Consider the following 11,333-nt stretch of genomic DNA (forward strand, 5'->3'; position numbering starts at 1 on the left):
GGCCCGTCGTTGGTCCCGAACCACGCGAAGCGACACGTAAGCGAGGGGTACCTTCGGGATCACCGGGTCACCGGAGCTACCCTGATCAGTTATGGCCACCGAAGCCCCAGAACCGCTGTCCGCGGCTGAGATCGACATCCACACCACCGCGGGCAAGCTCGCCGACCTGCAACGACGCAGGTACGAAGCCGTACACGCCGGGTCCGAGCGCGCTGTGGAGAAGCAGCACGCGAAGGGCAAGATGACCGCACGCGAGCGGATCGACGCGCTGCTCGATCCGGGCTCGTTCGTCGAGTTCGACGCCCTGGCGCGCCACCGCTCGACCAACTTCGGTCTGGGCACCAACCGCCCCTACGGGGACGGCGTCGTGACCGGGCACGGGACCGTGGACGGGCGCCCGATCGCGGTGTTCAGCCAGGACGTCACCGTCTTCGGCGGATCACTCGGCGAGGTCTACGGTGAGAAGATCTGTAAGGTCCTCGACCACGCCCTCACCAACGGATGCCCCGTGGTGGGCATCAACGAGGGCGGCGGCGCGCGCATCCAGGAGGGTGTGGTCGCTCTCGGCCTCTACGCCGAGATCTTCAAGCGCAACACCCACGCCTCCGGCGTGATCCCGCAGATCTCCCTCATCATGGGCGCCACCGCGGGCGGGCACGTGTACTCACCGGCCCTGACCGACTTCGTGGTGATGGTCGACCGGACCTCGCAGATGTTCATCACCGGCCCCGACGTCATCAGGACCGTCACCGGTGAGGACGTGTCCATGGAGGAACTGGGCGGTGCCGCCACCCACTCCGCCAGGTCGGGCGTGGCCCACTACATGGGCGCCGACGAACGGGACGCCATCGAGTACGTCCGCACGCTGCTGTCGCACCTGCCGGACAACAACCTCGAGGACCCGCCCCACCTGGCCCCCGAGGACGCCCCGGGGGACGAGGTCACCGACGCCGATCTGACCCTGGACACCTTCATCCCCGACTCGGCCAACCAGCCGTACGACATGAAGCGCGTCATCGAGGCGATCCTGGACGACGGCGACTTCCTGGAGGTGCACGAGCGCTTCGCCACCAACATCGTGGTGGGGTACGGCCGTGTGGACGGACAGACGGTCGGTGTGATCGCCAACCAGCCCCTGAGCCTGGCGGGCTGCCTGGACATCGACGCCTCCGAGAAGGCCGCCCGGTTCGTGCGCACGTGCGACGCGTTCAACATCCCGGTGCTGACCCTCGTGGACGTGCCCGGGTTCCTGCCCGGCACCGACCAGGAGTGGGACGGCATCATCCGCCGCGGCGCCAAGCTGCTGTACGCCTACGCCGAGGCCACCGTCCCGCTGATCACCGTCATCACCCGCAAGGCCTACGGCGGCGCCTACGACGTCATGGGCTCCAAGCACCTGGGCGCCGACATCAACCTGGCCTGGCCCACGGCGCAGATCGCCGTCATGGGCGCCCAGGGTGCGGTGAACATCCTGCACCGACGCACCCTGGCGGCGACCGACGAGGTCGAGGCCGAGCGGACCCGTCTGGTCGGTGAGTACGAGGACACCCTGCTCAACCCCTACTCCGCGGCCGAACGGGGCTACGTCGACGGGGTCATCCTGCCTTCGGAGACCCGGACCCAGGTGGCCAAGGCGCTCAAGGCCCTGCGCAACAAGCGCAAGCAGCTGCCGCCGAAGAAGCACGGGAACATCCCGCTGTGAGCGCGCCGCACCGGCCACAGCACGGACCACCGCACCTGGTCGTGGTGCGCGGCGAACCCTCCACCGAGGAGCTCGCCGCGCTCACCGCCGTGCTCACCGCCCGCGCCGCGGCCGCCCGTGCCGCGACCGAGCGGCCCGAGCCCCCGCGGTCCACGTCCGGATGGCGCGACCGTGCGCGTGGCGTCCACGCCCCGCCGCGTCCCGGACCCGGGGCGTGGCGCCGGAGCACCAGGTGACCCCTGACGTGCTCTCCCGTTACCTAGACTCTTCGTTGAGCGGTCGGCGCGTGACCCGCTCCGCGCTCCAGCTGGAGGTTTTCCCACCGTGCGCAAAGTTCTGATCGCCAACCGCGGCGAGATCGCCGTACGCATCGCCCGAGCCTGCCGCGACGCCGGCATCGAGAGCGTCGCCGTGTACGCCGAACCCGACCTGGACGCCCTGCACGTCAAGGTCGCCGACCAGGCCCACTCACTGGGCGGGTCCACCCCGGCCGACTCCTACCTGGACATCGACAGGCTCCTGGCCGTCGCCGCGACCTCGGGCGCCGACGCCGTCCACCCCGGCTACGGGTTCCTGGCCGAGAACGCCGACTTCGCCCAGGCCGTCATCGACGCCGGACTCACCTGGATCGGCCCGCCCCCGGCGGCCATCACCGCGCTGGGCGACAAGGTCCAGGCCCGCCACATCGCCCAGAAGGTCGGCGCCCCGCTGGTCGCGGGCACCCCCGACCCGGTGGAGTCGGCCGAGGAGGTCGTGGCCTTCGCCACCGAGCACGGTCTGCCCATCGCGATCAAGGCCGCCTTCGGCGGCGGTGGTCGCGGGCTGAAGGTGGCCTACACCCTGGACGAGGTCGCCGACGCCTACGAGTCCGCCGTGCGCGAGGCGGTCACCGCGTTCGGTCGCGGCGAGTGCTTCGTCGAGCGCTACTTGGACCGGCCCCGGCACGTGGAGACCCAGTGCCTGGCCGACACCCACGGCAACGTCGTCGTGGTCTCCACCCGCGACTGCTCCCTGCAGCGGCGCCACCAGAAGCTGGTGGAGGAGGCCCCGGCCCCCTTCCTGTCCGCCGATCAGATGAAGCGCCTGTACGCCTCCTCCAAGGCCATCCTGGCCGAGGCCGGCTACGTGGGCGCGGGCACCTGCGAGTTCCTCGTGGGGGTCGACGGGACCATCTCCTTCCTGGAGGTCAACACCCGACTGCAGGTCGAGCACCCGGTGACCGAGGAGGTCACCGGTATCGACCTGGTCCGTGAGATGTTCCGGATCGCCGACGGCGAGGAGCTGGGCTACGGCGACCCCGAGATCCGCGGGCACTCCTTCGAGTTCCGCATCAACGCCGAGGACCCCGGACGCGGCTTCATGCCCGCCCCCGGCACCATCACCGCGCTGAACCTGCCCGGCGGTCCCGGGGTGCGGGTGGACACCGGCTGCGAGGCCGGGTTCACGGTTCCCCAGGCCTTCGACTCGATGGTCGCCAAGCTCGTCGTGACCGGGCGCACCCGCACCGAGGCGCTGCAACGCTCGGCGCGGGCGCTGGCCGAGTTCGAGGTGGGCGGCATGCCCACGGTGATCCCCTTCCACCAGGCCGTGGTGGCCGACCCGGCCTTCGCGCCGGCCGAGCCCGACCGGCCGTTCGGCGTGTACACCCGGTGGATCGAGACCGAGTTCGACAACCACCTGGCCCCCTGGGCCGGGGAGCCCGGCACCGCCGAGCCCGCCGAGCGCGAGACCGTGACCGTGGAGGTGGGCGGCAAGCGTGTCGAGGTCGTCCTGCCCGCGTCCCTGGGCGCGGCGGCCGCCCCCGCCGCCGAGACCGGCGGGCGGAGGAAGCGTGCCTCCCGCAAGGCCGGTGGCGCGGCCGCGACCAGCGGCGACTCCCTGGTCTCGCCGATGCAGGGCACCGTGGTCAAGGTCGTGGCCGGTGAGGGTCAGCAGGTCGCCGAGGGCGAGACCGTGGTGGTCATCGAGGCCATGAAGATGGAGCAGCCCCTGACCGCGCACAAGGCCGGCACGGTCACCGGGCTCAAGGTCGCCCCGGGCGAGACCGTGGGCAACGGCGCCGTGGTCTGCGACATCAAGGACGCCTGACCGCGCGACGGCAGGTCACGAGGGGCATCGCCGAGTATCGGCGGTGCCCCTTCGCGTGGGCGCGAGCGGCGCTCCGGTGAGTGATCCTCATCGCCCTCGACACCGGGAAGGTCCAGCGTGGCGGGCGTTCCGGGCGACGGTCGTCGAGAAACCGCTCCACGGTGTATGGAAAAGGTAAGTAAACCGGACTATTGTTCTCCATCGTGACGAACATCTGGGGACTGACACGAAGGTGGCACATCGACCTGTGCCGCTTCGACAGCCACGCGTGTAGCTAGGCCCACGCGCGCCCGTTCGGGCTGCGCGCCACCACGTTCCTCCCCGACGTCACCCTCTCCGGTGACATCCGCACACCCGTATCCCCTCGCCGGAGTCCTCGCACGCCCGCACACCGTGACGTGCCCTCGCTCCGGTCTTCCGCTTGGAGCCACATCCCGTGTCCACTCAGACCGAACAGGTCAACCAGAAGCGGCGTATCCCGCTGCCGTCCTTCGGAGTCCAGGTCCTCCTCGGCCTCGTCCTGGGTCTGGCCCTGGGCGTCGCCGCCCTCCAGATCGGACCGGTCGGCGATGGTGAACCGAACTGGCTCGCCACCACGCTGGAGACCATCGGCAGCACCTTCGTCGCCCTGCTGCGCACGATCGTCCCGCCCCTGATCGTCCTCGCGGTCATCTCCTCCATCGCCAACCTGCGCAACGTCACCAACGCCGCGCGGCTGGCCGGGAAGACCCTGCTCTGGTTCGCGATCACGGCGCTGGTCTCCGTGGCCATCGGCATCACCCTGGGCCTGACCATCCGCCCCGGGCTGAACAGCGCGGTGGACGCCGGGAGCGCGGCCGAGCCCTCCAACCACGGTTCCTGGCTCGCCTTCATCGAGAGCCTGGTGCCCGCCAACTTCCTCGGTCTGGCCGCCGACACCTCCACGGCCGACGACGGCAGCCTCAGCACCTCGCTGAGCTTCAACGTCCTGCAGCTGATCGTCATCGCGGTCGTGCTGGGCATCGCCGCGGTGAAGGTCGGCAAGGCCGCCGAGCCGTTCATCAACTTCACCGAGTCGACCCTGCAGGTCGTGCTCAAGGCCCTGTGGTGGGTCATCCGTCTGGCCCCGATCGGCACCGTGGGTCTGCTCGGCAACGCCGTCTACAGCTACGGCTGGACCACCATCGGCGCGCTCGGCCAGTACACGATCACCGTCTACGTCGGCCTGGCGCTGGTGCTGTTCGTCCTCTACCCGGTCGTGGCCGCCGTCAACGGGCTCTCCCCGGCCAAGTACTTCTCCGGTGTGTGGCCCGCCGTGCAGCTGGGCTTCGTGTCCCGCTCCTCGCTCGGCACCCTGCCGGTCACCCAGCGCGTCACCGAGCAGAACCTGGGGGTCCCCCGGTACTACTCCGCGTTCGCGGTGCCGTTCGGCGCGACCACCAAGATGGACGGTTGCGCTGCGATCTACCCGGCGATCTCGGCGATCTTCGTCGCCCAGTTCTTCGGCATCGACCTGTCGATCACCGACTACCTGCTCATCGTGTTCGTGTCGGTCATCGGTTCGGCCGCCACCGCCGGCACCACCGGCGCCACGGTCATGCTGACCCTGACCCTGTCCACGGTGGGTCTGCCGCTGGAGGGCGTCGGCCTGCTGCTGGCCGTCGACCCGATCCTCGACATGGGCCGCACCGCGGTGAACGTCGCCGGTCAGGCGCTGGTCCCGGCCATCGTCGCCAAGCGCGAGGGCATCCTCGACCTGGTCCGCTACAACGCGCGCCGCGGTTCCACCGGTTTCGTCCCGCTGGACGAGCCGGGCACCGTGACGGCCGAGGAGCAGGCCGCCGAGGCCGCCACCGCTGAGGCCGAGGAGCGCGACCCGGAGGCGGAACGCACCGCCGCCGGTTCGGGTTCCCCGAGCTGACCCGGATCACCCGCACGCGGGGCCCGTCGGAGGGACACTCCTCCGGCGGGCCCCGCGTCGTTCCGGGAGAGCTTTCCCACAGGCGACGGAACCGGGTGCCGGACGGGAACTGTCGACCGCTCCCGTTCGTCCTGTTGGACAAGGGAGGCGAGAGGAACGACATGTTGCGCCGCTTGGTAACACCCACAGTGCTGACCGCCGGATTCGCGACGGCGGTGCTGGCCGCGACGGCGATGCCCGCCGCGGCCGAAACCCAGGCCGAGATGCCCGACACCCAACAGATCATCGCGGAGCTGGAGGGCGACGGGGTCTTCATCGACCCGTCCATCGATCAGATCTCCGCCGCCGATGAGGGGGCCCTGGAATCCGCCGCCGCGGGCGCGGACACCCCCGTCTACTACGTGATCCTGCCGCGCGAGGCAGCAGGCTCCACCTCCGGGGTGGAGGCGATCATGGAGCCCGTCATGGCCGAGGTCGGGGACGGCGCCTACGGCGTCCTGGGCGGGTCCGAGAACTTCTACGTCACCTCCCCCGACCTCACGGACACGGAGGCGATCCGCGAGGCCGCGTTGGCCAACGGCGACCAGAACCCCATCGACACCCTCGCGGCCGTGCCCGAGGCCGTCGAGACGACCGAGGCCCCGGCCGACGCCCCCGCGGGCGGTGGCGGCTCCGGCGTGGTGATGCTGCTCATCCTGGCGCTGGTCGCCGTGGCGGGCGGCTGGTACGTCTACAACAGCCGCAAGAAGCGCGAGGCCGAGAAGGCCAAGCAGCTCGAAGAGATCAAGCAGATGGCCACCGAGGACGTCGTGCGCCTCGGCGAGGACGTGGCCCGTCTTGAGATCGACCTGTCCAAGGTCGACGACGAGACCCGTAACGACTACTCGCGGGCCATGGACTCCTACGACCAGGCCAAGTCCCTGCTGGACACCATCCAGGAGCCGGAACAGGTCAAGATGGTCACCGGTGCCCTGGAGGACGGCCGGTACTACATGACCGCCACCCGGGCCCGGATGAACGGCGAACCGGTGCCGGCGCGGCGGGGTCCCTGTTTCTTCAACCCGCAGCACGGTCCCTCCAGCGAGGACGTCACCTGGGCTCCGCCCGGTGGATCGCCCCGTTCGGTCACGGCGTGCCCGGTCTGTGCCCAGGCGGTGCGCACGGGTGGTCAGCCGGACGTGCGCATGGTCGAGGTCGACGGCGAGCGCCGTCCGTACTACGACGCCGGTCCCGCCTACTCGCCCTACGCCGGGGGTTACTTCGGCATGAACATGATGATGGGCATGTTCACCGGCATGATGATGGGCTCGATGATGGGGTCCATGATGGGTGCGGGCATGATGGGCGGCGGCATGGAGGACGCCGGCGGTGACGTCGACGGCGGAGGCGACTTCGACGGCGGCGGTGACTTCGGCGACTTCGGCGGCTTCGACTTCTAGCCACCGGTCCGAGAACGCGCGAGGGCCTCGGGGAGACCGTCCCCGGGGCCCTCGCGCGTTGCGGCGTTCAGTCGACCGGGACGCCCGGTCCCACGCGCGCGAGCACCCATCGGCGCACCGCCGCGGCGGTCTCCTCGGCCGGGGTGTCGGTGGTGTCGAGCAGCGTCAGGGGTGTCTCCGGGCGCCCGGCCTCGGCGATGAGCCACTCCTGGTACTCCAGCGTCTCGTCGACCCGCTCGGCGTCCCAGCCGCGCCAGGCGGGGCGACCGAGCAACCGCCGGGTGAGGACGTCCGGGTCGCAGGTGAGCACCAGGTAGTGGACCCCGTCGAACAGCGCGCGTTCGGGCAGGTGCTCCAGCTCCGGTGGGGCCACCGTCCCGCACAGCACGACGGGGCGACCGCTCTGCTGCACCATGGCCGCCGTACGCAGCCAGGTGGAGCGGAACAGACGGTGGTCGTCGCCGGGATCGCGGAGGCCGCCCACCCACAGAAGGTCCTGTTCGAGCACGACACAGCGGCCGCTCAGGCCCTCCAGGAGGGCCCGGGCGACGGTGGACTTGCCGGTGCCGCTGGGTCCGGCCACGCAGAGCAGCGGCGACCGGAGGAAGGGGCGTGTGAGCCCACAGTGGGCACAGCGCAGCCGGTGCGGGCCCGCACTCGTGTCGGGTTCGGGGTCCCACTCCCCGCACCGACCACAGATCAGGGGATGCATGCTCGACTCAGTCGAAGAGCTGTTCCAGGAAGCTCTTGCGACGGCGACGGTAGGGGCGCGGCGAGTCGCGGTAGCCACGGTAGGCGCCCGGCGAGTCCGGTCGGCCCCTGTAGCCGCGCGGTGAGTCGGGGTAGGCACCGTAGCCGGCGCCCGGCGAGTAGGGGTCGGGGGGCGGCGGCAGGTTCGGGTCGGGCGGCGCCACCCCGTAGTGGCGCTGCTCGGCGTTGACGACGCGCTCCAGTTCGCCGCGGTCCAGGAAGATCCCCTGGCAGCCGTCACACCGCTCGATGTGGACGCCTTGGCGGTCGAAGGTACGCATCTGACTTTGGCACTTCGGACAGATCACGTCGGAAAGGTACGCGGGACGCTGTCAAAGACGGGTAAGGAGAACGATCACGCGTTCCGCGTGCGCCTCGCCCCGGCTCGGCCGCGCGCACGCGGCCGGGTGTGGGCGTCGTCGGCCGGGACGGATCCGGACGATCACGTGGGTGATCACGCCGACGCCCGCTCCGGCGGCGGTCGTGGGCCCGGACCCCCGGTGCGGGGGTCCGGGCGTGGGGTGTCCCCTACTCGGGGGAGGCCAGCATGAGGGAACGGGCGGCCTCGGTGACGCTGCCCGACAGTGACGGGTACACCGAGAAGGTGTGCGCGATGTCGTCCACGGTCAGACGCTGCTGGACGGCGATGGAGACACCGAGGATGAGCTCGCTGGCGCGCGGGCCCACGATGACCCCGCCCAGGACGATGCCGGTGTGCTGGCGGCAGATGAGCTTGACGAAGCCCTCCGTGACCTCGTTCATCTTCGCGCGCGGGTTGGTGTTGAGCGGGAGGGTGACGACCCGGCCGTCCACCCGGCCGCTGCGGATGTCGTCCTCGCTGATACCGACCGCGGCCAACTCGGGGTGGGTGAAGACGGTGGAGGCCACGGTCGAGAGCTGGAGCGGGGCCACCGCCTCGCCGAGAGCGTGCCACATGGCGATGCGGCCCTGCATGGCCGCCACGGACGCCAACATGTTCACGCCGGTGCAGTCACCCGCGGCGTAGACGCCGGGGACCGTGGTCCGGGAGACCCGGTCGACCTCGACGAACCCTCCCTGGCCGAGGCGGACGCCCGCCTCCTCCAGCCCCAGCCCCTCGGTGTTGGGGATCATGCCGACGGTCATCAGGCAGTGGCTGCCGTCGACGGTGCGCCCGTCGGAGAGGGTGACGCGGACACCGTCCTCGGTGCGCACCACCGACTCGGCGCGGGTCTGGCTCAGCACCGTCATGCCCCGGCGGGCGAAGACGTCCTCCAGGACCTCGGCCGCGTCGGAGTCCTGGGTGGGCATGACCAGCTTGCGGGAGGACACCAGGGTGACGTCGGAGCCCAGGGCCTGGTAGGCGCTGGCGAACTCGGCACCGGTGACACCGGAGCCGACGACGATGAGCCTCTCCGGGAGCTCCTGGAGGTCGTAGATGTGGCGCCAGGTGAGGATGCGCTCGCCATCGGGGGCGGCGGTGGGCAGCTCGCGGGGGTGGGCGCCCGTGGCCAACAGGACGACGTCGGCGCGGATCCGGCGGTCGTCGACGGCGACGATGTGCGGGTCGACCAGGCGGGCCTCGCCGGCGATGACCTCGACGCCCTCCTTGATCAGACGGGCCCGGGTGTCGTCGGACTGGGCCCTGGCCAGGCGTTTGATCCGACCGTTCACCTGGTCGATGTCGACCTCGACCGCGGGGTCGTCGCCCTCGGCCTCGGGGATGTGGATGCCCAGGGACGAGGACTCGCGCACGTAGGTGGTGCGGGTGGAGGTGGCGATGAGGCTCTTGGAGGGGACGCAGTCGGTGAGGACGCAGGAGCCGCCGATGCCGTCGCGTTCCACCACCGTCACGTCCGCGCCGAGCTGTGCGGCGACCAGTGCCGCCTCATAGCCCCCGGGACCGCCACCGATGATCACGACCTTCGTCACGCTGCTTCACTCCCTCTGCGGGCGATGCGGCACACCCGTTCCCGATCCGGGGCGATATGCGGGCATGGCAGGGCACCACCTGGATTTATCGCTTCTCCCTATTGTCGGCCATGCCGGTAGCCGGAATCCGCAGGCACCCCCACCGAAACGACCCGGCTTGCGGGCGGCCCGAGCATCCACCCTCCGCGACCTGCGTGGATGCGACGAACGCCACGTCAGGAGGCCGCCGGAGTTCACCCATCGTGACCACCCCGTTCGTCCCCGCTCCTCCGCCGAACGACCTTCCGACCCGACACGATCACGGAGCGTTGCGTTCCGGAGTTATGTGGTGACTCAGCGGTAGCATCCGACTTGTGAGTGAATCAGAGCAGCGGACGACCGGCGAGGCGAAGGCACTCGCGAAGGAGGCGGCCGAAGAGCTGCTGGCGCGGGCGGGAGCCGACAGTTTCGACGCCCTGGTGGTGCTCGGATCCGGCTGGGCCGGCGCGGTGGACACGTTGGGCTCGGCGGACATCGAGTTCGACGCGGTCGAACTCCCGGGGTTCGTGGAACCCACCGCCGAGGGACACAGCGGACGCGTTCGCAGCATGTGGGTGGGCGACAAACGCGTCGTCGTCTTCATGGGACGCGCGCACATGTACGAGGGACACGACCCGATGGTGGTCGCGCACGCCGTACGGACCGGTATCGCCGCCGGCGCCTCCGTCGCGGTGCTCACCGGGTCGGCGGGCTCCCTGCGCACCGACTTCGCCCCCGGACAGCCGGTGATCCTCCGGGACCACATCAACCTGACCTCGCGGTCACCGTTGGTGGGGGCCGACTTCGTGGACATGAGCGAGGCCTACAGCACGCGACTGCGCGAGATCACCCACGGCGTGGACGCCTCCCTCGCCGAAGGCGTGTACGTGGCGACGTCGGGCCCGCAACTGCAGACCCCCGCCGAGCTTCAGGTGTTGCTCCAGGCGGGCGCGGACGTGGTCGGGCGGTCGATCGCCCTGGAGGCCATCGCGGCCGTGGAGATGGGCGCCGAGGTGCTGGGACTGTCGATCGTCAGCAACGACGCCGTGGGGGCGGTGCTGGAGCCGTTCGCGGAGGAGAGGGCGTTGGAGATCGTCGAGCAGCGTTCCCACCGACTGGGCGAGCTGCTCAACCGGGTGATCTCCGCGGCCTGAACACACGTGAGGCCCGGTCGTGACCGGGCCCGCGTACGTGCTGCCGTGCTCGGGGCACCTCCGACCGGAACCGTGGTTCCCGGTACCGGCGTGGCGAGCGTACACCCCGAGGCCTTGGGATGGACGGTACCGATCGTGGTTCCGGTCGGAGGTGGTGCTTTCCCCTGTGTGCCGCGCCGCGCAGGATCCCCGCAGACCCCGTTGGACTCGCGACGGGTCACACCTCTTTCTTGCCGTTATTCAGTTGAACCGCGCGCGTGCCGAGGGAAGAAGGTCCGGGTGGGTGGCCATCCGCGCGAAGCCCGCCCACCCGGAACACTCTCCCTTAGGCATGCCTAACCTAACCAGAACCTCGGGGTCCCCGTCAACCC

Annotated in this window: 9 protein-coding genes; 6 read left to right on the plus strand and 3 right to left on the minus strand. The window is 70.5% G+C overall.

The genetic code is table 11. The features are described 5' to 3' along the window. The first annotated feature begins 91 nt into the window (after nucleotides 1-91). From DSY14_RS14520 to DSY14_RS14540, 5 genes are all read left to right on the plus strand, one after another. Nucleotides 92-1,702: an acyl-CoA carboxylase subunit beta gene (locus tag DSY14_RS14520; protein ID WP_211717078.1), complete on the plus strand. Its 1,611-nt coding sequence runs from the start codon at nucleotides 92-94 to the stop codon at nucleotides 1,700-1,702. Beyond that, nucleotides 1,699-1,938: an acyl-CoA carboxylase subunit epsilon gene (locus DSY14_RS14525; protein WP_211717079.1), complete on the plus strand. Its 240-nt coding sequence runs from the start codon at nucleotides 1,699-1,701 to the stop codon at nucleotides 1,936-1,938. Before DSY14_RS14520 ends, DSY14_RS14525 begins: the two co-directional genes overlap by 4 nt. Before the next feature lie 88 nt (nucleotides 1,939-2,026). Further along, nucleotides 2,027-3,790 (plus strand): biotin carboxylase N-terminal domain-containing protein, encoded by a 1,764-nt coding sequence (locus DSY14_RS14530; protein ID WP_211717080.1) that lies wholly within the window; start codon nucleotides 2,027-2,029, stop codon nucleotides 3,788-3,790. A 436-nt stretch (nucleotides 3,791-4,226) separates the two neighbouring features. After that, nucleotides 4,227-5,690 carry a dicarboxylate/amino acid:cation symporter gene (locus tag DSY14_RS14535; protein ID WP_211717081.1) on the plus strand — a complete coding sequence of 488 codons (1,464 nt, stop codon included), beginning with the start codon at nucleotides 4,227-4,229 and terminating at the stop codon, nucleotides 5,688-5,690. 188 nt (nucleotides 5,691-5,878) lie between these two features. Further along, entirely contained in the window at nucleotides 5,879-7,129 is a 1,251-nt protein-coding gene (locus DSY14_RS14540; protein ID WP_211717088.1) for a chemotaxis protein CheA, read from the plus strand. A 67-nt stretch (nucleotides 7,130-7,196) separates the two neighbouring features. Here the strand turns inward: DSY14_RS14540 and DSY14_RS14545 are convergent, their stop codons facing one another. From DSY14_RS14545 to DSY14_RS14555, 3 genes are all read right to left on the minus strand, one after another. Then, the gene (locus tag DSY14_RS14545) at nucleotides 7,197-7,841 is read right to left on the minus strand and encodes an AAA family ATPase (protein ID WP_211717082.1); all 645 of its coding nucleotides are present in this window, start codon (nucleotides 7,839-7,841) and stop codon (nucleotides 7,197-7,199) included. 7 nt (nucleotides 7,842-7,848) lie between these two features. Then, nucleotides 7,849-8,187, minus strand: coding sequence for a zf-TFIIB domain-containing protein (locus DSY14_RS14550; RefSeq protein WP_211717083.1), 339 nt, complete (start codon nucleotides 8,185-8,187; stop codon nucleotides 7,849-7,851). 220 nt (nucleotides 8,188-8,407) lie between these two features. Further along, nucleotides 8,408-9,790, minus strand: a complete 1,383-nt coding sequence (locus DSY14_RS14555) for an NAD(P)H-quinone dehydrogenase (protein ID WP_211717084.1) — start codon at nucleotides 9,788-9,790, stop codon at nucleotides 8,408-8,410. 353 nt (nucleotides 9,791-10,143) lie between these two features. Here DSY14_RS14555 and DSY14_RS14560 point away from each other — a divergent pair, with 353 nt between their 5' ends. After that, nucleotides 10,144-10,962: a purine-nucleoside phosphorylase gene (locus DSY14_RS14560; protein WP_211717085.1), complete on the plus strand. Its 819-nt coding sequence runs from the start codon at nucleotides 10,144-10,146 to the stop codon at nucleotides 10,960-10,962. Nucleotides 10,963-11,333: the final 371 nt, after the last annotated feature.

It is taken from the genome of Nocardiopsis sp. MG754419, assembly GCF_018207095.1.
Lineage (GTDB): Bacteria > Actinomycetota > Actinomycetes > Streptosporangiales > Streptosporangiaceae > Nocardiopsis.

Coding starts and splice junctions, on each gene's coding strand:
- DSY14_RS14545 (WP_211717082.1), bottom strand. CDS start 7,841: ATGCATCCCCTGATCTGTGGTCGGTGCGGGGAGTGGGACCCCGAACCC.
- DSY14_RS14520 (WP_211717078.1), top strand. CDS start 92: ATGGCCACCGAAGCCCCAGAACCGCTGTCCGCGGCTGAGATCGACATC.